At 33.2% G+C, this 20,578-nt stretch carries 28 protein-coding genes; 1 reads left to right on the top strand and 27 read right to left on the bottom strand.

The window, feature by feature from the left end; genetic code table 11:
• Nucleotides 1-21: 21 nt before the first annotated feature.
• The 3 genes from HMPREF1253_RS06110 to HMPREF1253_RS06100 are packed head-to-tail and all read right to left on the bottom strand — an operon-like array spanning nucleotide 22 to nucleotide 3,352.
• Nucleotides 22-687, bottom strand: a complete 666-nt coding sequence (locus tag HMPREF1253_RS06110) for a transcriptional regulator (RefSeq protein WP_023055837.1) — start codon at nucleotides 685-687, stop codon at nucleotides 22-24.
• Nucleotides 684-2,114 carry a Na+/H+ antiporter NhaC family protein gene (locus tag HMPREF1253_RS06105; protein ID WP_023055859.1) on the bottom strand — a complete coding sequence of 477 codons (1,431 nt, stop codon included), beginning with the start codon at nucleotides 2,112-2,114 and terminating at the stop codon, nucleotides 684-686. Before HMPREF1253_RS06105 ends, HMPREF1253_RS06110 begins: the two co-directional genes overlap by 4 nt.
• Before the next feature lie 14 nt (nucleotides 2,115-2,128).
• Entirely contained in the window at nucleotides 2,129-3,352 is a 1,224-nt protein-coding gene (locus tag HMPREF1253_RS06100) for a pyridoxal phosphate-dependent aminotransferase (RefSeq protein ID WP_023055857.1), read from the bottom strand.
• 197 nt (nucleotides 3,353-3,549) lie between these two features.
• Between HMPREF1253_RS06100 and HMPREF1253_RS06095 the strand changes: the two genes are divergently transcribed.
• Nucleotides 3,550-4,230, top strand: a complete 681-nt coding sequence (locus HMPREF1253_RS06095; protein WP_023055854.1) for a TraX family protein — start codon at nucleotides 3,550-3,552, stop codon at nucleotides 4,228-4,230.
• A 135-nt stretch (nucleotides 4,231-4,365) separates the two neighbouring features.
• Here HMPREF1253_RS06095 and HMPREF1253_RS06090 read toward each other — a convergent pair whose 3' ends face one another.
• The 24 genes from HMPREF1253_RS06090 to rpsC all read right to left on the bottom strand — a co-directional run bounded on the left by HMPREF1253_RS06090 (nucleotide 4,366) and on the right by rpsC (nucleotide 20,577).
• Nucleotides 4,366-9,858: a leucine-rich repeat protein gene (locus HMPREF1253_RS06090; protein WP_023055863.1), complete on the bottom strand. Its 5,493-nt coding sequence runs from the start codon at nucleotides 9,856-9,858 to the stop codon at nucleotides 4,366-4,368.
• 444 nt (nucleotides 9,859-10,302) lie between these two features.
• Complete coding sequence (rplQ, locus tag HMPREF1253_RS06085; protein ID WP_023055879.1) at nucleotides 10,303-10,644, bottom strand: 50S ribosomal protein L17; 342 nt, start codon at nucleotides 10,642-10,644, stop codon at nucleotides 10,303-10,305.
• Nucleotides 10,645-10,654: 10 nt separating this feature from the next.
• Nucleotides 10,655-11,602 carry a DNA-directed RNA polymerase subunit alpha gene (locus HMPREF1253_RS06080; RefSeq protein WP_023055887.1) on the bottom strand — a complete coding sequence of 316 codons (948 nt, stop codon included), beginning with the start codon at nucleotides 11,600-11,602 and terminating at the stop codon, nucleotides 10,655-10,657.
• Nucleotides 11,603-11,622: 20 nt separating this feature from the next.
• Nucleotides 11,623-12,018 carry a 30S ribosomal protein S11 gene (rpsK, locus tag HMPREF1253_RS06075; RefSeq protein WP_023055874.1) on the bottom strand — a complete coding sequence of 132 codons (396 nt, stop codon included), beginning with the start codon at nucleotides 12,016-12,018 and terminating at the stop codon, nucleotides 11,623-11,625.
• A gap of 11 nt (nucleotides 12,019-12,029) precedes the next feature.
• Nucleotides 12,030-12,392, bottom strand: coding sequence for a 30S ribosomal protein S13 (rpsM, locus tag HMPREF1253_RS06070; RefSeq protein WP_023055871.1), 363 nt, complete (start codon nucleotides 12,390-12,392; stop codon nucleotides 12,030-12,032).
• A 12-nt stretch (nucleotides 12,393-12,404) separates the two neighbouring features.
• Nucleotides 12,405-12,518, bottom strand: a complete 114-nt coding sequence (gene rpmJ / locus HMPREF1253_RS06065) for a 50S ribosomal protein L36 (RefSeq protein ID WP_004820371.1) — start codon at nucleotides 12,516-12,518, stop codon at nucleotides 12,405-12,407.
• A 27-nt stretch (nucleotides 12,519-12,545) separates the two neighbouring features.
• A complete protein-coding gene (gene infA, locus HMPREF1253_RS06060; RefSeq protein ID WP_023055845.1) occupies nucleotides 12,546-12,764 on the bottom strand; it encodes a translation initiation factor IF-1 in 219 nt (72 codons plus the stop codon).
• A 2-nt stretch (nucleotides 12,765-12,766) separates the two neighbouring features.
• A complete protein-coding gene (locus HMPREF1253_RS06055) occupies nucleotides 12,767-13,030 on the bottom strand; it encodes a KOW domain-containing RNA-binding protein (RefSeq protein ID WP_023055852.1) in 264 nt (87 codons plus the stop codon).
• Nucleotides 13,014-13,667, bottom strand: a complete 654-nt coding sequence (locus HMPREF1253_RS06050; RefSeq protein WP_023055865.1) for an adenylate kinase — start codon at nucleotides 13,665-13,667, stop codon at nucleotides 13,014-13,016. The genes HMPREF1253_RS06055 and HMPREF1253_RS06050 overlap by 17 nt, the downstream gene beginning before the upstream one ends.
• A gap of 8 nt (nucleotides 13,668-13,675) precedes the next feature.
• Nucleotides 13,676-14,956: a preprotein translocase subunit SecY gene (secY, locus tag HMPREF1253_RS06045; protein ID WP_023055838.1), complete on the bottom strand. Its 1,281-nt coding sequence runs from the start codon at nucleotides 14,954-14,956 to the stop codon at nucleotides 13,676-13,678.
• Nucleotides 14,956-15,399 (bottom strand): 50S ribosomal protein L15, encoded by a 444-nt coding sequence (gene rplO, locus HMPREF1253_RS06040; RefSeq protein ID WP_023055880.1) that lies wholly within the window; start codon nucleotides 15,397-15,399, stop codon nucleotides 14,956-14,958. The genes secY and rplO overlap by 1 nt, the downstream gene beginning before the upstream one ends.
• Nucleotides 15,400-15,411: 12 nt before the next feature.
• Complete coding sequence (rpmD, locus tag HMPREF1253_RS06035; protein WP_023055860.1) at nucleotides 15,412-15,582, bottom strand: 50S ribosomal protein L30; 171 nt, start codon at nucleotides 15,580-15,582, stop codon at nucleotides 15,412-15,414.
• Nucleotides 15,583-15,592: 10 nt separating this feature from the next.
• Nucleotides 15,593-16,099: a 30S ribosomal protein S5 gene (gene rpsE / locus HMPREF1253_RS06030; RefSeq protein WP_023055888.1), complete on the bottom strand. Its 507-nt coding sequence runs from the start codon at nucleotides 16,097-16,099 to the stop codon at nucleotides 15,593-15,595.
• 15 nt (nucleotides 16,100-16,114) lie between these two features.
• Nucleotides 16,115-16,477 (bottom strand): 50S ribosomal protein L18, encoded by a 363-nt coding sequence (gene rplR, locus HMPREF1253_RS06025; protein WP_023055851.1) that lies wholly within the window; start codon nucleotides 16,475-16,477, stop codon nucleotides 16,115-16,117.
• A 21-nt stretch (nucleotides 16,478-16,498) separates the two neighbouring features.
• The gene (rplF, locus tag HMPREF1253_RS06020) at nucleotides 16,499-17,035 is read right to left on the bottom strand and encodes a 50S ribosomal protein L6 (RefSeq protein ID WP_023055870.1); all 537 of its coding nucleotides are present in this window, start codon (nucleotides 17,033-17,035) and stop codon (nucleotides 16,499-16,501) included.
• A 13-nt stretch (nucleotides 17,036-17,048) separates the two neighbouring features.
• A complete protein-coding gene (gene rpsH / locus HMPREF1253_RS06015) occupies nucleotides 17,049-17,444 on the bottom strand; it encodes a 30S ribosomal protein S8 (protein WP_023055849.1) in 396 nt (131 codons plus the stop codon).
• Between the two features lie 25 nt (nucleotides 17,445-17,469).
• Nucleotides 17,470-17,655, bottom strand: a complete 186-nt coding sequence (locus HMPREF1253_RS06010; RefSeq protein WP_023055847.1) for a type Z 30S ribosomal protein S14 — start codon at nucleotides 17,653-17,655, stop codon at nucleotides 17,470-17,472.
• Between the two features lie 11 nt (nucleotides 17,656-17,666).
• Nucleotides 17,667-18,209, bottom strand: a complete 543-nt coding sequence (gene rplE / locus HMPREF1253_RS06005; protein WP_023055839.1) for a 50S ribosomal protein L5 — start codon at nucleotides 18,207-18,209, stop codon at nucleotides 17,667-17,669.
• Between the two features lie 11 nt (nucleotides 18,210-18,220).
• Nucleotides 18,221-18,526 (bottom strand): 50S ribosomal protein L24, encoded by a 306-nt coding sequence (rplX, locus tag HMPREF1253_RS06000; protein WP_023055848.1) that lies wholly within the window; start codon nucleotides 18,524-18,526, stop codon nucleotides 18,221-18,223.
• Between the two features lie 13 nt (nucleotides 18,527-18,539).
• On the bottom strand, nucleotides 18,540-18,908 hold the full coding sequence (rplN, locus tag HMPREF1253_RS05995) for a 50S ribosomal protein L14 (RefSeq protein WP_023055872.1): 369 nt from the start codon (nucleotides 18,906-18,908) through the stop codon (nucleotides 18,540-18,542).
• 17 nt (nucleotides 18,909-18,925) lie between these two features.
• On the bottom strand, nucleotides 18,926-19,180 hold the full coding sequence (rpsQ, locus tag HMPREF1253_RS05990) for a 30S ribosomal protein S17 (RefSeq protein WP_023055856.1): 255 nt from the start codon (nucleotides 19,178-19,180) through the stop codon (nucleotides 18,926-18,928).
• A 3-nt stretch (nucleotides 19,181-19,183) separates the two neighbouring features.
• On the bottom strand, nucleotides 19,184-19,390 hold the full coding sequence (rpmC, locus tag HMPREF1253_RS05985) for a 50S ribosomal protein L29 (protein WP_036739655.1): 207 nt from the start codon (nucleotides 19,388-19,390) through the stop codon (nucleotides 19,184-19,186).
• Nucleotides 19,380-19,811: a 50S ribosomal protein L16 gene (gene rplP / locus HMPREF1253_RS05980; protein ID WP_023055840.1), complete on the bottom strand. Its 432-nt coding sequence runs from the start codon at nucleotides 19,809-19,811 to the stop codon at nucleotides 19,380-19,382. Before rplP ends, rpmC begins: the two co-directional genes overlap by 11 nt.
• Before the next feature lie 19 nt (nucleotides 19,812-19,830).
• Entirely contained in the window at nucleotides 19,831-20,577 is a 747-nt protein-coding gene (gene rpsC, locus HMPREF1253_RS05975; protein ID WP_023055886.1) for a 30S ribosomal protein S3, read from the bottom strand.
• Nucleotide 20,578 lies beyond the last annotated feature (1 nt).

Genomic DNA, 20,578 nt, shown 5'->3' with positions numbered 1-20,578 from the left:
TTAATTTAATAGAGTCTTTTTTTATTTTTTTATACTTCTTAAATGCAAGTAAACTGTATTTTTTGAAATGTGAAGAATTTTCGAGACTTTTATTACAGAATCTTTAAGATTGAAAATTCCTTTTTCATTTAATCTCAATATTATTTCCTTATTTACATTTGTACTGCTTATTTGAGGATTTTTTTCTACTTCCAATTTTGCATCATTTATTGCACTTATTATTACATCATCTATCTCTGAAACAAAACTCTCCGTATGTCCTGGCCCATCATCTTGATTATAAAAATATGGATTTAAAAATTCCATTACAGATGTGTCCATATAAAAGTTTATACACAAAAGACCTATTAATTTATTTTCAGATCCTTTAATTGCTATTGTTGTTGATTTAAGCCTTCTTCCACTTTTATCTTTATTGAAATAAGAAATATAATTTAAACTTTTATCCGTTTCAAATTTTGTCAACATTGATAAGGCTAAATTTGTTATTGGAGATCCTACTTCTCTGTTTGTATAAAATCCATTTATTATTTTTATTACAGAATTATCCAAGTCATCTAAACTATGAAGAACAAATTCAAATCCGTTCCCCAAGTAGTCTGATAAGCCTTCTAATACGGTTTTATAGGAATCTAATATTTCCTTGTCTTTTGCGTTAAGTTTAATTCTTTTTGTAAATTCAATCATTTTATTTCTTCTTTTGTTTCAAATTTTCTATCCCAGCCTGTCAATATTGATGCCATTAATACTAAAAACATGACCATTGGATAAAAACATCCTAAAAATATTTGACTTGCTGAAATTGATGGAATAAAAGAATATTCACTTTGTAAAGGCATAATTACAGATATGGAAATAAATATAAAGGCACTTATAAATGGAGTTATTGCAGGAAAGGAATTTGCAAAGCATGATAATATATTTGCTCTTCTGTAAGGATGCAAATCATGCTTTTTGCCAATAGCATCGGCAACAGGTCCAAAGGTAAGCACTGATGCACTGGTAACTCCTCCTAAGAATAAGGTTGTTATCATAGAACCTAGGGCTATTAATATTTCAGTTCCTCTTGGTGTTTTTGCCATATTGCTATTTAAGAAAAAGCCTATTATTTTATCTAAGGCACCGCTATCTTCCATAACTCCCATAATTCCAAAGAGAGAAATACAGAAAAGGCATATTCCAACCATTCCGTTAAAACCATTATATAAAAATCCTACTGGTTGGCCTTCTGAAATTGAAAATATTTCATTTGCTGTAAATGCTCCTGTCAAAAGTCCTATTAATATACCGCTTATCAGTCCTCCAGTTATTGCTTTAAATATATCGCTTGTTTTTATGGATATTATTAATAGAACAACAACTGGTATAAGCATCCACAAACCTTTTGCATTCATAGAAGCCATCATATCATGACCTATACTATTTATTTCTGTTTTGCTTCCTCCAAAAATTGCAAACAATACAAGAGCTATAGCTCCTGATATTAAGGCATATTTTAATCTGTAAGCTACAGTTCCTCCAATATCAGCTGTTTCTTCTTTATATTTATAAGTTTGTGTTCCCGTTGATGCAATGGTAACATCAGAAATTGGTGCAAGGTTATCTCCAAAAACTGCTCCTGATAGAATTGCCCCTGCTAAAACTCCTGGGTTTGATCCTAAAGCAATTCCTGCAGGATATAAAATTGGATATGCTGTAAATAAAGTTCCTATTGATGAACCAGTTGCTGCTGTAATTAAACATGTTGTAAGAAAAGTAAAAGCTGTAAATAAACCACCATACAATCCAACTTTATCAGCTAACCATAAAAATCCTTGAGATACTCCACTTACTGCCATAAGTTTTGTAAACATACCTATTAATAAAAGGACAACTATTATTGAAATTGAAGATGATTTCCCTATACCTTCTACTACAGAATTCCAGTATTGACTGTAAGTTTTTGTAAATAAAGCTCCAACTAAAAGCCCTAAAAAACCTCCAACTGCCAAAGCATTCATGTCAAAACTTTTGAAAACTATAAAAAAAAGTATACAAGTTATAAGGAATATTGCCATTGGCAATAAAGACATTGCCCAGCCAAAATGAAATGTAATTTTATTTTTTTCTTTCATAATTACCTCTTATTTTATTTAATTCCTTTTTCTTCAGCTAATTTAGTCAAAGCTGTTTTCATTCTCTCTAAAGCTTCTAATAATTTATTTTCATCTTTGTAAGCTCCGTGAATTATTCTTAAATGTCCTTCTCCCATTTTTCCGTAAGGAGTACCTTCATTTACAACAACATTTGCATTTTCTATAAGATATTGATTTACTTCTGCAGAGCTTCCAAGTTTTGAAATATTAACCCATGACATAAAACTACTTTCAGGCATTGCCATTGTAACTCCCGGAATACTGTTCATTATTTCATAAACTTTTTTTCTTCTACTTTCAAAAATTTTATTGTATTCAGCAACAAAACTATTGTCTTTTAAAGCTGCTATGGCTCCCGCTTGAGCTGCAGTGTTTGTAGCACCTATAACATTTACTGCACATCCGAAGTAAACATCCATTATTTTGTCATCTGCAACAATATAACCTACTCTATATCCACTTAAAGCCATGCCCTTTGAAATTGAAAAAACTGATACTGTTCTTTCCCACATTCCTGGTAAACTTGCAATGGTCACAAATTCAATTCCATCATAGACACTATCTTCAAAAGCTTGGTCACAAACAACAATCAAATCATGCTTTATTGCAACTTCAGCTATAATTTCCAAGCTTTTTCTTCTCAAAACTGTTGTAGTTGGATTTATAGGGTTTGTCAAAATAATTAGTTTAGTTTTATCTGAAATCTTTTCTTCAAGAGCTTCTTTTGAAACTTGATAATTTTTACTTTCATCTAATTCTACTGTAACTGTCTTTCCGCCTAATAATTCGGGATCTAAAAAATTGTTTGGATAACTTGGATCTAAAACTATAACTTCGTCTCCTGGTTCAACAAAAGGCATCATGGCAAAAAATAAACCTGAATCGGAACCCGGTGTAATTAAAATATTCCTTGCTGGATCTACATCTAATTTGTTAAATTTTTTAAGTTTTTGACTAATAAGCTCTTTTAATTCATCATTTCCTATTGGTTTTGTATAGTGAGCTCCTGTTCCTTTTTTTATTTCAGCAATGGTTGCTTCCTTAACGTGTTCAGGTATACATGGGTCTGGTGCAAATGGATCTGCCCAACACATAAGTGCCGCTCCCTTTGCAGCTAATTCGTCTAAAGCAGTTCCAACATCAGCTTTTGTTACTTTTTCAAATAGTCCACCTTTTATTCCTCTAAAGGCAGGTGACATTTTTTCTCTTATATTCATAATTCCCTCCTATTAAAATATTGTCTGATTTAATCTTTCTTTAAGGAGAATTATAACACTAAAATATTTTTTATTCAATAGTCTATTTTTCATTCTCGTTAATATTTTTCATTTAATTAATAACTTTTTATATACCCTTAAAATAAATTCATTTTTAAAATTAAATTATTTTTTATATAATTGAAAAGAGGTGGAAAATGAAATTTAAAACTAATGCTTTCTTTTTAAAAATACTGGCTATTGTTACTATGGTAATTGATCATATGACTCTTGCTCTATCTTCTTTTTTGTCTGATAAAATTTATTTTTTAGGTAGGGGCATTGGAAGGATTTCTTTTCCTATTTTTGCTTATTTAATTGCTCAGGGTTTTTACAAAACTAAAAACAGAAAAAAGTATTTATTTAGGCTTTTTCTTGTGGGATTTATTAGTGAAGTGCCCTTTGACCTTCTTGTTTTCAATAATTTTTTTGATTTGTCTTATAATAATGTTTTTTGGACTTTATCTCTTGGTTTGTTTTCTCTTATGTCCTATGATTGGGTTCTTTCTTATTTTTCTGATAAAGATATTTTTTTGAGAAATCTTCTATCTTTTATTCCTTTTATTGCTTGTCTTTTTGTCAGTCATTTTTTAAAAAGTGATTATGGTGCTTTTGGGGTTGCTTTAATTTTTTTATTCGGCCAAGTTTATTTTCGCAAAGATTTATATTTTATTCCGGGCCTTTTAATTTTTTTACATACTCCTCTTGCGGCTTTTTCTATGCCTTTTATTGTTTTAGATGATCATTCTATGGGTCGTAAAATTCCTAAGCTTATTACTTATGGTTTTTATCCTTTTCACATTATTTTAGGTCTTATTTTGCGTGATTTTATTTTTTAATTTTAATAATCACAGGTTGTAAATTTAAATGTTATAAAAATAAAAAATACCAGAGAAAATATAAATTCTCTCTGGTATTTGATTTAACTTTATGGTGTAACCAAAATGTCTATTTTTTTGATTATTTTCTTGTGATTATTTTTTTTCGCTGAAATTATAAATTATTTGTGCTAATTCAGCTCTTTTGAAATTACCCTTTGGATTGAATGTGTTTTCATTAGTTCCATGTATAATGCCTAAATTTACAAGGTCTGTTACTGCATCTCTTGCCCATTCTGGAATAGCCTTAGCGTCTTTAAATTTTATAGTTTCCTTTTTAGTAGGTTTATCTAATTTTAATATTTTTGCCATTCTGTGGATAATTGTTGCCATTTCAGCCCTGCTTATTGTGGAATCTGGATCAAATTTCCCATTTCCTCTTCCTAGGATAATTTTATTTTCTTTTGCCCACGAAATAAATGGAGAATAATACTTGTCTGAACTTACGTCTACAAAGCCAGCTTTATTTGCTTTATTACTTATTCCTGCGTATCTTGCAAGAACTGTTATAAATTCTGCTCTTGTTACTGGTTTTTCTGGATTGAAGTTTGAATCATCTGCTATGTCTTTAAAGTATCCTTTTTCTATACATAGGTCTATTGCTTTTTTTGCCCAATGATTTTCGTAGTCTTTTTGTATTTTTTGTGTTTCTTCTTTCTTTTCTATTTCTTTTGGTTTTTCATTTTGTGAGCTCAATACTATGCTAAAATGTCCTTGATATCTGTCATGTCTTTCTTCAACTTTAGGAGTCGGAGTTATTTCAGGATTTTCTTTTCCTGGATTTTCTTTTCCTGGGACTTCATGTTTTTCATACTTAGAAAGGGCATTTTGAATTGCCTTGTGGATTATGCGTGAGCTTACTGTAGCTCCAGAAATAGAGTCTATTCCTAATTTTTTACCTAATTGATTTCCTAATACTTCATCCACGCTCTTGCCTATATAAGATCTCATAATTGGTAGGGCTTTTTTAAAATATCCTCCATTGTGTTCTTCGTCTTCATTTGGATCGTCATGAACAGTTTTATTATCTATTACATGAATTATTTTTCCTTCCTTTACCCAAACTTTTACCTTTATAGTGTAAGGTTCTATATAGTGAGTTCTTTTTACGTCAGCTTCTCCTTCAAGCTCTATGGCTCCCTCTAAAGGATTTTCAACTCCTGTTAGGCTCTTTAATGCTAAGTCTAAATCGCTTATTAGTTGTTCAACTGCTTGGTCAGAAATATTTATAACCATTAATTTTTCTTTTGCTCTTTTGTAAGATATTTCAACTTGTTGCCATTTTTCTTTGTCAAATTTTTGTGAATTGGCATCTAAAAGTTCCTTTTCAAACATTAAAGTGTTTATTTCTGATCTCTTGTTTGCAAATTTCATTTCTTTTGTAGCACCAACTACACTTGCTTTTGATGCTTTAGAGTCTTGATTTATACTTTTTGCTTCCTTTAATGCATTTTCAAAATATGCCTTAAATTCTTTTGTCAGCTTATTCTTGTCTACTTTTTCTGCCAAATCAATTTGATTTTTAAGCTCAGCCTTGTCAGTGTCTGTTGCTAAAACTTTAGGATTTACTATAAATGTCTTTCCTTCGTCATCATGAATGTTATTGTTGTCAATATTTATGACAACAGCTTTTGGATTTGCTTCGCTTGGGTTGTTAGCAAATGCTTGGAAACCTAAAACTTTAAGCGTAGAAGGCATATTAAGCTCTGTAAATTTGTTGTTTCCAAAAGCTTGATTTCCAATTACTTCAAGTCCTTCAGGCAATTTAATATCTTTCAAATTATTATCTGCAAATCCAAGATATTTTATTTCCTTTAATTTAGATCCTTCTTTAAATTTAACTTCATTCAAATTACTTTTTCTAAACGCTGCATCCATTATAGTATTTACGCTTGCTGGAAGTTCTATGGAGCCTAGGTCAGTTTCATAGAAGCAGGCCTGATCAATGTATTCTAGCTTATCGTTAAATTCCACTTTCAAGTCAAAATTGCTCATGAAAACGCCCATTCCTAATGTCTTTAAATCTCTCGGAAGTTTCACCTTGCTTATTTCGTTAAATTGCAAAGCATAGTCCTCAATTTCGACAACAGTATCTGGAATTTGGACAGATTTTATATCAAACCCTTGGTTTAGATTTCTAAATGCATCCATGCCTATTACTTTTAAGTCTTTTCCATCAGGTGTTTTTGCAGGTATGACTAGATTTTTATTCTTTCTAATTTTTAATAGACCTTGATCTGAAAAGCCTTCAAGCTTATCCTTCTTGTAGGTAAAGTCTTCTTGAGTCCATTTAGTGTAATCAATAGTTGGTCCTTGTCCTGGATTTTTAGGATCTACTATATAATTTTCTTTGTCTTTTAATTTGTTAGGATTTTTGCCAGATTTTGTCCTTATAACTAATTTTCCATTGTAGGCATCAGAACCTGTATTTGTTTCAAAGGCTTGCTTGCCTATTGTTTTTAAGCTATCAGGTACTATAATTTCTTCAAGATTATTTTCAGCAAAAGCTAAATCTGATATAGCTTCTATATCGCCCTTAAATTCAACCTTGTTGAGTTTATTGCCCCTCATAAGGACTGCTGGTATCTCAGTTATTCCCTTAGGCACAATCAAGCTTGTAATTTCATTTCTAAAAAATACAGCTTCACCAAGACCCAATAAACTATCAGGTAGCTTTATCTCTCCGCTTATATTATTAAAAGCAAAGGCCATTTGACCGATATATTTGTAGCCTTCAGGTATTGACAGATCACCAGTGATTCCCTTTTCGCCATATTTACCCATGAAGGCCACATCAGTGACAGCTTCAACTTTTTTTCCCTTGGTATCCTTACTTGGAAGCACAAGTTTTTTTAGAGTCTTGGATTTTTTTAATCCAGCTTCAGAAAATCCCGCAACTGCATTTAAGTTTACTGTGGTCTCTACATTGTTTTCTTCATATTTAATGGGCATTTCTTTATATTTGAAGTCTTCGGCTGTCCATTCTGATTCGTGCTTATCCGGTTTTGAAGGTTCAGAGCTTGTATTCCTTACAATAACTTCCCAGAAATTACCACTATCTCCAATTGTTTCTTTGATTTTATCAGAGGAAACATAGCATTTTACCGTTATATTTTCATAATTTAAAAACGCATTTCCCTCTATATAAAGCATAGAGTCTGGTAGTTCGATTTCTGTTAAACCAGAGCTTGAAAATGCTTGTTCTCCTATTGTTTCATAGCCCTTTGGTATTACAATTTTCTTTATTTGAGGATCTACGTCACTAAAAGCATAATCAGCTACTCCTGTGACTTTCTTTCCCTTAGTGTCTACTTCCGGCAATTTTAAAGTAACATCTTCTCCCAGTTTCTTGTATTTCTGTAAACCTTCTCTGGAAAAATCTGAAACTTTATCTTTTTCATAAGAAAAATCACTGGCTACAAACTCAACTGTTTGCTTCTCAGCTTGCTTAGGATCTACTATATAGTTATTTCCAGCTTTTATATTGTTTGGATTATTCTTTTGAGGTGTCCAAAGGATTACCTTATTTTCGCCTTTTTTAAGTGGATTTTCCTTGCCAATGTTTCCATCAAAAACATCTCTTTCTATACAGCCCTTCTTTAAGCTTAAAGGTATATTTACTTCCTTTATTTTGTTGTTTTTAAATGCCTCTGCCCAAATACGATCCGTTTTGTTTCCTAGGGTAAGGCTTGCTATCTGATTGTCCATAAAAGAGCTTGGTCCTATGGATGTACAAGAATTAGGAAGTACAAGACTTGTCAGTTTATTTCCCTTAAAGGCTGCTTTAGATGGATATTTGAATGTTTCTGGCAATGTTAAATTTGTCAGTTCATTATTTTCAAAGGCACTATCTTGAACATAAAGAAGTCCATCGTGTAATTTAAGATTTTTTATGCCACAATTTTTAAAGGCCCTGCTTTGGATATGGGTGTAATTTCCAGGTATATCTACACTTTCAATCTTTTTGTCCTTGAAGGCATCGTCTTCTACCCATACCGGCTTATATCCATTTGGATCTTTCTCAGGTAAAACAAGGTTTTTATTGCTTTCAAGTTTTTTTATTCCTTTTTCAGATAGACCTGTCAAACAATAGTATGCTTGAGCATCCTCATTGTCTGGCTCTGGATCATAAGTGTAGTAGGTGAAATCCTCTGCACACCATTTATCAAGTGAATATTTGTCCTTTAATTTTATCTCAATAGTCACATCTGCCGAGGGCATAATAAAGCTATTATCTTTGACCTGCAAGTTTGAATATTGTCCTTTTTTTACACTTACTTTCAATATTTCTTTTGTATCGTCAGTAATCTTATAGGACAGACTTACTTTTTCTCCTGCTTTTGCTTCATTAGCTGGGTTTGTAGATAGTGTGACTCCTTTGTCTAAATTGAAATTTATTTTGTATTTATCTACATTTTTCTTTACATCTCTCAAATAGATAAATTTAACTAGTCCACCGCCCTCTTGGTTATCAAAAGCCATGCTGTGTATGCTAACTTTACCCTTTGTGTTATCTATTTCAACATTTTTAAGTCTATTATAAGCAAAAGAATTTAAGCCTATTTTCTCTACTGAGTTTGGAATCCTAAGGCTTTCCAGCTTGTTGTAACAGAAAGCATTTTGTTCAATTACTTTAAGACTATCTGGAAAATCAATTTTAGATATTGAATTTCCTGAAAAGGCGCTATCTTCTATTTTTTCTAAATGTGATGGCAAAATGACTTCTTCAAAGGCAAGTGAAGCATCATCTATTGACCTATTAATAAATGCTAACTTATATATGCTTTTTACCTTTTTACCATCTATAACTGATGGAATATTTAGAATATGGTTAGTCTTTCTCTTTTCTTGGCCTTTGCTACTAAGCCCAGTTATTACAAGACCTTCTTCTTCCCTGGCTCTTTCTCTTACAGTAAAATCTTCTTCTGTATATTCATTAGATGCCTTAGCTGTTATGGTGAAATCTTCTTTTTTACAATTTGAAAATTCTATTTTGTCTATTTTCGAAATATGTAAATTTGTGCTTTTATCAAAGGCATCTTTAAAAATTTTTGTTACTGAATCTGGCACTTCTACATCAGAAATATTATTTTCTGCAAAAGAAAAAGCAGAAATCTCCGTCAAAGAATTCGGCAAGGTCAAGTGCTTAATTTGATTTTTCCTAAATGCACTATATCCTATTTTTTTAATAGTATTAGGCAAATTTAGCTCTTCTATATTATTTCCATAAAAAGCTTGACTGCCTATTTCTGTTATTTGATCGGAAAAAATTATAGACTTTATTCCCAAATTTTCAAATCCAGATTGGCTAATCATATAAATAGGATTGCCATGGTTAGTCTTTAAGCTTGGAAAATATAAGACTCCATTGTTTGCCTTTAGTTTATCCTTTCCTCTTTCAGAGAGTCTTGAAAAGGATACTCCTTGAAAAAAGAAATCCTCCTCATTCCACTCTTTTGTACTGATACTTTCTCTTTTAGAGCCTACTTTTGTAGAATCTTCTTCTGCATATATTATCTGTCCTGGAAGACAAGAAAATAATACTACAAAAGCCAAAAGTAAACTCAGCAACTTTCTTACTTTTTTCATAAAATCCCCCTTTTGGTATTGATAATAATTATCTTTAGCTATATTACATCATGTTCTTTTTTCTTTGTCAATAAATTAGTTGCATCCAATTAAAAAAATATTAATTTGTTTTTTAATTATCTAATTTTTATTTTAAGACTCTATAAAATTAAGATAATGATTAATAAAGAAAAATCAGAAATTGAAGAAAAATGAAAAAACTGAAAGATATAAAGACATGTTTTAAGAAATAATTTGCGGCCATTAAAAGGAAAAGTTCATACTTTTTTATAGAAAATTATTATCCTGCTTTCTTTTTTTTAATGTTAGAAATATTTATGGTCTAAAAAATATTTTTATATTAAGAATTTTTTAGAGACTCATTTTTTAAGTAGATATTATATGGCATAAAAAAAGTATCTCGACATTTTCGAGATACTATTTAAAAATATTTTTAAATTTTATTTATACTAATTGTAGTATTGCAACTTCCGCTGCATCTCCACGACGTGGACCTTTTTTTAATATTCTTGTATAGCCACCGTTTCTTTCTTGATATTTGGGTGCTATTTCTGTGAATAATTTTGTCACTACATCTTCATCATATATATATGCAAGGGCTTGTCTTCTTGCGTGAAGATCGCCTCTTTTTCCAAGGCTTATCATTTTTTCTGCCATTCTTCTTGTTTCTTTTGCTCTTGTTAATGTTGTTTCTATTTGTCCTTCTCTTAAAAAGCTTGTTACAAGATTACGAAGCATGGCAAGTCTGTGGTCTGTTGGTCTTCCCAATTTTCTGAGTTTTGCCATCTTTACCTCCTTACTCTTCTTCTTCTCTTAGACCTAGTCCAAGTTCTGCTAATTTATTTCTCACTTCGTCAAGTGATTTTTTCCCTAAGTTTCTAACTTTCATCATGTCTTGTTCTGATTTGTTTGTAAGTTCTTCTACCGTGTTTATGTTTGCTCTCTTCAAGCAGTTGAAGCTTCTTACTGAAAGGTCAAGTTCTTCTACTGTCATTTCTAAAACTTTTCCTTTTTGATCTTCTTCTTTTTCTACCATGATGTTTACTTCACTTACATGGTCTGTTAGGCCTATAAATAGTTTCAAGTGTTCTGTTAGAATTTTTGCTGCAAGGGATGTTGCTTCATCGGCTTTCATTGAACCGTCTGTTGTTACTTCTAATATTAGTTTGTCGTAATCTGTTCTGTTTCCAACTCTTGTGTTTTCTACTTTCCAGTTTACTTTTTTTATTGGCGTGTAATTTGAATCTATAGGTATTACTCCTATTGTATTCACTTCTTCTTGTTTGAGTTCAGAAGGCTCGTATCCACGTCCTCTTTCCACTGTCATCTCGATATAGACATCAGCATCTTCGTTTAATGTTGCTATATGTTGATCAGGGTTTATTATTTGAAGTTCTGGCGGACATTGTATGTCTTTTGCCGATAGTTCTCCTGGTCCTTTTTTTTCTATAACAACATTTACAGGTTCATCTTCTGTTAGTTTTAATACCACACTTTTTATGTTCAGGATTATTTCCGGAACGTCTTCTAAAACTCCAGGAATTGTTGCAAATTCATGCTCTACTCCCCTTATGTTTAAGAAGGTTACTGCTGAACCCGGTAGTGATGATAATAAAACTCTACGTAGTGAGTTTCCTATTGTAATGCCGTATCCACTTTCAAGGGGTTCCACTACAAATTTTCCAAATTTGCCATCTTCGCTTAATTCTTCAATTTTTATGCTAGGCTTTTCTATTTCTATCATGGGTTCCCTCCTCTTGGGTATTAAACTCTTCTACGTTTAGGCGGTCTGCATCCGTTATGTGGAATAGGTGTTACATCTTTTATCATTGTAACTTCTAAGCCTGATGCTTGAAGTGATCTTATGGCTGCTTCTCTTCCTGAACCCGGTCCTTTTACATAAACTTCTACTGTTTTTAGTCCATGTTCTTTTGCTTTTGCTGCTGCTGATTCTGCTGCTTCTTGTGCTGCAAACGGTGTTGACTTTCTTGATCCTCTAAATCCAAGTTGTCCTGCGCTTGCCCAGGAGATTACATTTCCGCTCATATCTGTTAGAGTAACCATTGTGTTGTTAAAAGTTGATGCTATATGAGCTTGACCTTTTTCTATATTTTTACGCTCACGTCTTCTAACTCTTGTTACTTTTTGTTTTTTAGCCATGTCTACCTCCTTTATTTATTCTTTGAAACTAATTTTTTAGGACCTTTTCTGGTTCTTGCATTAGTTTTTGTTTTTTGTCCACGTACAGGTAATCCTTTTTTATGACGTATTCCTCTATAGCAGTTAATTTCTCTAAGTCTTTTTATATTTAATGCTATATCTCTACGTAAGTCTCCTTCTACGTGATATTTATCTATTTCATCTCTTATGCGAGCTAATTCACCTTCTGTGAGGTCTTTTACTCTTGTGTCCAAATCGACTTCTGCATTTTTTAGTATTTCTCTTGATCTGTTTTTACCAATGCCGAAGATATATGTTAATCCGATTTCAACACGTTTTTCCCTAGGTAAGTCTATACCAGCAATTCTTGCCATTTCATACCTCCATTAGCCTTGTCTTTGTTTGTGCTTCGGGTTTTCGCAAATAACCATTACTCTACCTTTACGCTTAATGATTTTGCATTTTTCGCACATCTTTTTTACAGATGGTCTTACTTTCATCTTATCCCTCCTAAGTCACAATAGGGTTTATTTATTTCTCCAAGTTATTCTGCCGCGAGTTAAGTCATAGGGTGACAGCTCTACTGTTACCTTGTCTCCTGGCAAAATCCTTATATAGTTCATTCTTAACTTTCCTGAGATGTGTGCAAGTATTACGTGCCCATTCTCAAGTTCTACTTTAAAATTTGTGTTAGGTAAAGCATCTATAACTTTGCCTTCTACTTCTATTACATCTTCTTTTGCCACAGTCAGGCCTCCTTATTTATAACCTTTAGCGATTTTCTTATATAGCTGTCGTTTAAATTTTCAACATGTAAGTCTATTAATGCATTATATGGTTTTAAGTGCATTACTTTTTTTAGTTTAGGTCTTTCTAATTTTCTAAGTTTCCCATCTACTATTTTTACATATTTCTCATCAACTATTTCAAGTATCGCAAAGATTTTTCCCTCATCTCTTCCTGCTAATGACTTTACCACTTGACCTGTTTTCAGTCTAAGCGTCTTTTGCATCTAAACTCTTCTCTATTCTTTTAAAGGTTTCTTTCATGTCTCCTTTGCCATCTACATCAAGGAGTAAATTTTGTGCCTTATAGTAGTCTATTAGAGGTGATGTTTGATCAAAGTAAACTTGTATTCTGGTCTTTACTGTGTCCTCTGTATCGTCGTCTCTTTGGAAAAGCGGTCCTCCACATTTATCACATTTGCCTTCTTCTTTTGGTGCTTTATTTTTTACGTGATAGGTTGCTCCGCAGCTTTTACATACTCTTCTTCCAACTGCTCTTTCTACTAAAATTCCTGTGTCTACATTGATGTTTATTACTGAATCCAATTTTTTATTTTGTGAATCAAGAAATGCATCAAGAGCCACTGCTTGAGCTACTGTTCTTGGAAATCCGTCTAATAAGAATCCTTTTTTTGTGTCATCCCATGTTAAACGGTCTTTTACAATATCAATTACTACTTGGTCAGGAACTAAAAGTCCTTTGTCCATATATGATTTTGCTTTTTTGCCAAGATCTGTTCCATTTTTTATGTTTTCTCTGAATATGTCTCCGGTTGAGATGTGAGGAACTTTATATTTGTCGATTATAAAATCTGCTTGTGTTCCTTTACCTGCTCCTGGAGGTCCTAAAATTACGAGTCTCATTATTCCTCCTATTTCTTTAAGAATCCTTTGTAATGTCTCATTAACATTTGTTGTTCAAGAACTCTTGCAGTTTCCAAAATAACGCCGACAACAATTAGTATTGATGTTCCGCCATAGTTGAATCTTAAGTGTGCAACTCTTGTTAAAATTGTTGGAAGTACAGTTAAAATTGCAAGGGCTATTGCTCCTGGCAATACTAATCTGTTAACACTTCTTCCAAGATAGTCACTTGTTGGTTTTCCTGGTCTTATTCCAGGGATAAATCCACCGTTTTGTTGCAAGTTCTTTGAATATTCAACTGTGTTGAACTGAATAGTTGTATAGAAAAATGTGAAGAATATTATCAATACTATTGATAACAATACATATATTACTATTCCCGGTCCCCCTTGTGGTGTAAGCCATTTTATTACAAAGTCTTGGAATTTTCCTGGACCTGTAAACATTATAAGGGTTGATGGAATTGCAAGTAGTGAGTTTGCAAAAATTATTGGCATAACTCCTGTCATAAGAACTTTAATAGGTATGTGAGTTGATTGTCCTCCATACATTTTTCTTCCGACTACTCTTTTTGCATATTGAACCGGTATTCTTCTTTCACCTTCGTTGAGTATTACTACGAAGAATACTATTGCTATTGCAAGCACAATGTATAGTGCTAGAAAAGCCCAGTGTACTCTTCCCATTTTTACTAATAGAAATGATTGGTATAAATCTCTTGGCATTCTAACTATTATACCTGCAAAGATGATTATTGATATACCATTTCCTATTCCTTTTTCTGTAATTTGTTCTCCTATCCAAATTAGCAATGCTGTTCCTGCTACTATAGATAGAATAACAACCAACTTTTGCAATAGTGTATGAGCAAGGACTGCATCTTTAAATAATACAAATGTAAATCCTATTGCTTGTACTAATGCTATTGCTATAGAAAGATATCTTGTATATTTTGCAATTTTCTTTCTACCTGTATCTCCTTCTTTAGCCAATGATTCCAGTGAAGGAATGGCTATTGTAAGAAGTTGTAATACAATTGATGCAGTAATATATGGTGTTATATTTGCTGCAAAAATTGTAAAGTTGGAGAAGTTTCCTCCTGCCATCATATCAAGAAATGTTAATACTCCGGCATTGTTACCGCTAAATAATTGTGCTATTGCTTCTTTATTCATAAACGGTACTGTTATGTGTGATCCTAATCTGTATACCAAAAGCATGAAAAGCGTAAATAGCATCTTTTTTCTTAATTCCGGTATTTTCCAAGCATTTTTAAATGTGGACAGCATTAGATCACCTCAATCCTTCCTCCAGCTGCTTCTATTTTTTCAGCTGCAGATTTTGAGAAATGGCTAGCTTTAACTGTTAGTTTTACACTTATTTCTCCTTGGCCAAGAATTCTAACACCGTCTTCTAATTTACTGATGCATCCTTTTTCTAATAATAATTCAGGTGTTACTTCAGTTCCTTCTTCAAAGTTATTTAAATCCTTAACATTTACAACTGCAAATTTTTTTGCAAAGATGTTTGTAAAACCTCTTTTTGGAAGTCTTCTGAATAGAGGCATTTGACCACCTTCAAATCCAGGTCTTACTCCACCGCCGCTTCTTGCGTTTTGACCTTTGTGTCCACGTCCGGAGGTTTTTCCTGTACCGCTTCCGATACCTCTACCTAATCTTTTTTTAGCTTTTACTCCGCCGCCTTCTGCAGGTCTTAAGTTGTGTAATTTCATGGTCGCACCTCCTTATTCAGTAACCTCTAACATATAATCTATTTTCTTGATCATACCTCTTATTTGAGGATTATCTTCATGTTCAACAACCTGTCCGATTTTTCTAAGTCCCAATGCTTTTACTGTTCTTTTGTGAGACTCCATTTTACCGATAGGGCTTTTTACTAATTTTATCTTAAGCATGTTTACCCCCTTAACCTAAAATTTCATCAACAGACTTGTTTCTAAGTTTTGCTACACTTTGTGCTGTCTTTAGTTGTCTAAGCGCATCCATTGTTGCATTTACGATATTTCTCGGATTGTTTGTGCCCAAGTTTTTAGTACGAATGTCTGAAATTCCTGCAAGTTCTAATACTGCACGAACAGCTCCTCCGGCTATAACTCCTGTACCTTCGCGGGCAGGTTTTAAGAAAACTCTTCCTGCTCCAAATATTCCAACTACTTGGTGAGGAATACTTGTGCCTAATAGGTTTACTTTAACTATATGTTTTCTTGCATCTTGAACTGCTTTTCTAATTGCTTCTGGTACTTCAAGAGCTTTTCCTGTTCCAACTCCAACGTATCCGTTTTTATCTCCTACAACTACAAGAGCGGAAAATCTGAAGTTTCTACCACCTTTTACTACTTTTGCTACTCTGTTGATTGCTACAACTCTTTCTTCAAGTTGTAATTCATCAGGGTTTATTAGTGAATATTCCATATTTCCCCTCCTTAATTAAAATTTAAGTCCGGCTTCTCTTGCCGCTTCAGCAAGTGCCTTTATACGTCCGTGATATAGATAACCGGATCTGTCAAATACTACTTCTTCTATTCCATTATCCAAAGCACGTTTTGCAATGCTTTCTCCTATTTTCTTTGCCGCTTCAATGTTGTGAGTTTGTTCAAGACCAAGTGCTTTATCAAGTGTTGAAGCACTTACAAGAGTTGCTCCATTTTCATCATCTATTAATTGAGCATAGATGTGCTTTCCTGATCTGAACACACTAAGTCTTGGGCAAGAAGAAGTTCCGGAGATTTTATTTCTGATTCTGTGTTGTCTTTTAACACGTGTTTCTTTTTTATCTACTTTTTTAAACACTATTTATTCTCCTTCCTACTATTACTTACCGGTCTTTCCGACTTTACGTCTTATAACTTCATCAACATACTTGATTCCCTTACCTTTATAGGGTTCAGGTTGTCTAAATCCTCTAATATATGCAGCATATTCTCCAACTTTTTGTTTGTCAATGCCTTTTACAATCATCTTATTTGGAGCCGGTACTTCAACTTCTATTCCCTCAGGATCTTCAAGATCAAGTGGATGTGAAAGTCCAAGAGTTAAGCTTAATTTTTTACCTGCTTTTTGAGCTCTGTAACCTGTTCCTACTATCTCAAGTTCTTTTTGATATCCTTCAGTAACGCCGATGATCATATTGTATATAAGAGTTCTTGTAAGTCCGTGAAGCGCTCTAATCTTTTTTTCTTCATTAGGTCTTTGAACAACAATTTCGTTGTTTTCCATCTTTATATCTAAGTTATTGTTAAATGTGTTAACCAATTCTCCTTTTGGGCCTTTAACTTTAACGTTAGTTCCGTCAATGTTAACTGTTACTCCAGCGGGGATTTCAATTGGTTTTTTTCCGATTCTGGACATTTTTCACCTCCTATTACCAAACGTAGCAAATAACCTCGCCACCAACATTTTCAGTTCTTGCAACTTTGTCAGTAACAATTCCTTTTGATGTTGATATTATTGCGATTCCAAGTCCACCAAGAACTTTTGGAACATCTTCGCTATTTACATACACTCTTAGTCCCGGCTTTGAAATTCTTTTAAGTCCGGAAATTACTCTTTCTCCATCTTTAGTATATTTTAAGTCTATTCTAATGACACCTTGTTTATTGTCATCAATAACGTCATAACTCTTTATATAACCTTCGTTTAGAAGTATTTCGGCAATCTCTTTTTTAATGTTTGATGCCGGAACGTCTACCGATTTATGTTTTGCATTATTGCTATTTCTAATTCTTGTAAGCATATCTGCAATAGGATCTGTCATCATATAGGTATCCTCCTTTCGCTAAACTTTACCAGCTAGCTTTTTTAACACCCGGGATTTGTCCCTTGTAAGCTAATTCTCTAAAACAAATTCTGCAAATTCCATATTTTTTTAATACTGAATGCGGTCTTCCACAAATTGTACATCTTGTGTATTCACGAGTGGAAAATTTTTGTTTTCTCTTTTGTTTAGCAATCATTGATTTTTTTGCCATTGTTTACCTCCTTATCTGGCAAAGGGCATTCCCATCATTTCAAGGAAAGCTTTGGCTTCTTCATCAGTATTTGCTGTAGTTACTATAACAATATCCATTCCCCTAATAGCATCTACTTTGTCATATTCTATTTCAGGGAATATAAGTTGTTCCTTAAGCCCTAAAGCATAATTACCTCTGCCGTCAAAAGCTGAAGGTTTGATTCCTCTAAAGTCTCTTACTCTTGGTAGAGCAACGTTCATTAATTTATCTAAGAAATCATACATTCTATCTCCACGAAGAGTGACTTTACAACCAATGTTGTGTCCTTCACGAAGTTTAAAGTTTGCAATAGATTTTTTTGCTTTAGTTACAACAGGTCTTTGACCTGAGATAACTGTTAAATCATTAATTGCGCTTTCTAAAGCTTTAGGATTATCCTTAGCTTCTCCAAGGCCTATGTTAATTACAACCTTTTCAAGCTTAGGAACTTCCATTATATTTTTGTAGCCGAATTTATCTACTAAATGGCCAACAACTTCATTTGAATATTTTTCCTTTAATCTGGAAGTCATCTTCTACCTCCTTAAATGGTTTGATTGTCTGATTTTTTAAATCTGACTTTCTTACCGTTTTCTATTTTATATCCAAGTTTTGTTCCTTTTCCCGATTTTTCGTCAAAATACATAACATTTGAAACGTGTATAGGAGCTTCAACTTTTGTAATTCCACCAGGATTTTGAGGTCCCTTTGGTTTTTGATGCTTTGTTACAATGTTAATTTTTTCAACTACTACTTTATCTTCTTTCGGGAAAGTTTTTAAAACTTTACCGGTTTTTCCTTTATCTTTACCGGCTATTACTTTAACTGTGTCACCTTTTTTTATACGCATAGTTTCCTCCTAATTAAAGCACTTCCGGTGCAAGAGATATAATCTTCATGAAGTCTCCGCTTCTAAGTTCTCTTGTTACTGGTCCGAATATACGAGTTCCAACAGGACTCTTGTCGTCTTTTATTATAACTGCGGCATTGTCATCAAATCTTATATATGAACCGTCTGGACGACTGATTCCTTTAGAAGTTCTTACAATAACAGCTTTAACAACGCTACCTTTCTTAACAACGCCACCCGGTGTTGCAGATTTAACGCTACAAACAACAATATCTCCAATGTTAGCTATTCTTCTGTTAGTTCCACCTAACACTTTTATTACTGAAAGTTCTTTTGCACCGCTGTTGTCAGCGACACGCATCCTTGACTCTTGTTGTATCATAAAGAAACCTCCCTTCTTTATTGTGCCTTTTCCACAATTTGAACCAATCTCCATCTCTTGTCTTTAGAGAGAGGTCTGGTTTCCATAAGTTTTACACGATCTCCTATGCCACATTCATTATTTTCATCATGAGCTTTGAACTTTGTGGTCTTTCTAACTCTTTTTTTATAAATGGGATGATCAACAAAAGTCTCAACAGCAACAACAATAGTCTTATCCATTTTGTCACTTACAACTGTACCTATAATGGTTTTTCTGTGATTTCTTTCCATGGATTAAGCCTCCCTTCCCATTTCAAGTTCTCTTTCTCTTAAAATGGTCTTTGCGCGAGCAATGTCTTTTTTCACCATTTTAATACTTGATGGATTATCAAGTTGACCTGTTGCTAATCTAAATCTTAGATTAAACAATTCATTTTTAAGTTCATCAATTTTGCTTGTAAGTTGTTCACTTGACAAGTTTCGAATTTCTTTAGTCTTCAATTGATTCACCATCCTTTTCTTTCATAACAAATTTACATTTGATTGGAAGTTTCATAGCTGCAAGTCTAATAGCTTCTCTTGCAATTTCTTCTGAAACACCATTCATTTCAAACATAATTCTACCCGGTTTAACAACGCTAACCCAATAAGCAGGTGCACCTTTACCAGAACCCATACGAGTTTCAGCAGGTTTTTCCGTAACAGGTTTGTCCGGGAAGATTTTAATCCAAATATTACCGCCACGGCGAATGTATCTTGTCATCGCACGACGAGCAGCTTCTATTTGATTTGAAGTAATCCATGCAGGTTCAAGTGCTTGAAGGCCATATTCACCATAGGTAAGTGTGTTACCTCTTTGTGCCTTGCCCTTCATTCTGCCTCTGTGAACTCTACGGAATTTAACTCTTTTAGGCATTAACATAATATTTCCTCCCTCCTACTTAATCGTTTGTACGTCTGTCTCTTTTTTGATTATTTCTCTTACGGTTATTTTTACCTTGTTGGTCATTTCTTTTTCTCTTTTTGTTGTCTCTTTCTCTGTTTGAATGACCTTGTGCATTAGGAAGAACTTCTCCCTTGTAAAGCCATACTTTTACACCAAGTTTACCGTAAGTTGTGTCAGCTTCAGCAAAGCCGTAATCAATATCTGCTCTTAAAGTTTGAAGAGGAATTGTTCCTTCTGAATAACCTTCAGTTCTTGCCATATCAGCTCCGCCAAGTCTTCCTGCAACTGCAGTTTTAATTCCCTTAGCGCCTGCTCTCATTGTTCTTTGAATAGCTTGCTTCATAGCACGTCTGAATGAAATACGTCTTTCAAGAGATTCAGCTATAGATTCTGCAACAAGTTGCGCATCCATATCTTGATTTTTAATTTCTTCAATATTAACTACAATGCTTTTTCCTGTTTTCTTTTCCAGTTCATTTCTAAGTTCTTCAACTCCTACACCGCCACGGCCTATTACCATACCGGGTTTTGAAGTATAAACTGAAACTTTAACTTTATTTGCCGCTCTTTCAATTTCGATTTTTGAAATACCGGCTGCATACAATTTATTTTTAATAAACTTACGAATTTTATTATCTTCAACTAATAATTCGGCAAAATCTTTCTTATTAGCATACCATTTAGAATCCCAGTCCTTAATGATGCCAACACGAAGACCATGCGGGTTAACTTTTTGACCCATT

This window comes from Peptoniphilus sp. BV3C26 (assembly GCF_000478985.1).
Classification (GTDB): domain Bacteria; phylum Bacillota; class Clostridia; order Tissierellales; family Peptoniphilaceae; genus Peptoniphilus_B; species Peptoniphilus_B koenoeneniae.
Note: the sequence above shows the minus strand (reverse complement) of the source record. Positions and strands in the feature narration are given on the sequence as shown.

Excerpts from the sequence above, each read along its gene's own strand:
- HMPREF1253_RS06110 (WP_023055837.1), bottom strand. The coding sequence starts at position 687 with ATGATTGAATTTACAAAAAGAATTAAACTTAACGCAAAAGACAAGGAA.
- HMPREF1253_RS06105 (WP_023055859.1), bottom strand. The coding sequence starts at position 2,114 with ATGAAAGAAAAAAATAAAATTACATTTCATTTTGGCTGGGCAATGTCT.
- HMPREF1253_RS06100 (WP_023055857.1), bottom strand. The coding sequence starts at position 3,352 with ATGAATATAAGAGAAAAAATGTCACCTGCCTTTAGAGGAATAAAAGGT.
- HMPREF1253_RS06095 (WP_023055854.1), top strand. The coding sequence starts at position 3,550 with ATGAAATTTAAAACTAATGCTTTCTTTTTAAAAATACTGGCTATTGTT.
- HMPREF1253_RS06090 (WP_023055863.1), bottom strand. The coding sequence starts at position 9,858 with ATGAAAAAAGTAAGAAAGTTGCTGAGTTTACTTTTGGCTTTTGTAGTA.
- rplQ (WP_023055879.1), bottom strand. The coding sequence starts at position 10,644 with ATGGCAAAACTCAGAAAATTGGGAAGACCAACAGACCACAGACTTGCC.
- HMPREF1253_RS06080 (WP_023055887.1), bottom strand. The coding sequence starts at position 11,602 with ATGATAGAAATAGAAAAGCCTAGCATAAAAATTGAAGAATTAAGCGAA.
- rpsK (WP_023055874.1), bottom strand. The coding sequence starts at position 12,018 with ATGGCTAAAAAACAAAAAGTAACAAGAGTTAGAAGACGTGAGCGTAAA.
- rpsM (WP_023055871.1), bottom strand. The coding sequence starts at position 12,392 with ATGGCAAGAATTGCTGGTATAGACTTACCTAGGGAAAAACGTGTTGAA.
- rpmJ (WP_004820371.1), bottom strand. The coding sequence starts at position 12,518 with ATGAAAGTAAGACCATCTGTAAAAAAGATGTGCGAAAAATGCAAAATC.
- HMPREF1253_RS06055 (WP_023055852.1), bottom strand. The coding sequence starts at position 13,030 with ATGCAAAAGACGCTTAGACTGAAAACAGGTCAAGTGGTAAAGTCATTA.
- HMPREF1253_RS06050 (WP_023055865.1), bottom strand. The coding sequence starts at position 13,667 with ATGAGACTCGTAATTTTAGGACCTCCAGGAGCAGGTAAAGGAACACAA.
- secY (WP_023055838.1), bottom strand. The coding sequence starts at position 14,956 with ATGCTGTCCACATTTAAAAATGCTTGGAAAATACCGGAATTAAGAAAA.
- rplO (WP_023055880.1), bottom strand. The coding sequence starts at position 15,399 with ATGAAATTACACAACTTAAGACCTGCAGAAGGCGGCGGAGTAAAAGCT.
- rpmD (WP_023055860.1), bottom strand. The coding sequence starts at position 15,582 with ATGCTTAAGATAAAATTAGTAAAAAGCCCTATCGGTAAAATGGAGTCT.
- rpsE (WP_023055888.1), bottom strand. The coding sequence starts at position 16,099 with ATGGAATATTCACTAATAAACCCTGATGAATTACAACTTGAAGAAAGA.
- rplF (WP_023055870.1), bottom strand. The coding sequence starts at position 17,035 with ATGTCCAGAATCGGAAAAAAACCAATTGAAATCCCCGCTGGAGTAACA.
- rpsH (WP_023055849.1), bottom strand. The coding sequence starts at position 17,444 with ATGATGACAGATCCTATTGCAGATATGCTTACAAGAATTAGAAATAGC.
- HMPREF1253_RS06010 (WP_023055847.1), bottom strand. The coding sequence starts at position 17,655 with ATGGCAAAAAAATCAATGATTGCTAAACAAAAGAGAAAACAAAAATTT.
- rplE (WP_023055839.1), bottom strand. The coding sequence starts at position 18,209 with ATGACTTCCAGATTAAAGGAAAAATATTCAAATGAAGTTGTTGGCCAT.
- rplX (WP_023055848.1), bottom strand. The coding sequence starts at position 18,526 with ATGCGTATAAAAAAAGGTGACACAGTTAAAGTAATAGCCGGTAAAGAT.
- rplN (WP_023055872.1), bottom strand. The coding sequence starts at position 18,908 with ATGATACAACAAGAGTCAAGGATGCGTGTCGCTGACAACAGCGGTGCA.
- rpsQ (WP_023055856.1), bottom strand. The coding sequence starts at position 19,180 with ATGGAAAGAAATCACAGAAAAACCATTATAGGTACAGTTGTAAGTGAC.
- rplP (WP_023055840.1), bottom strand. The coding sequence starts at position 19,811 with ATGTTAATGCCTAAAAGAGTTAAATTCCGTAGAGTTCACAGAGGCAGA.
- rpsC (WP_023055886.1), bottom strand. The coding sequence starts at position 20,577 with ATGGGTCAAAAAGTTAACCCGCATGGTCTTCGTGTTGGCATCATTAAG.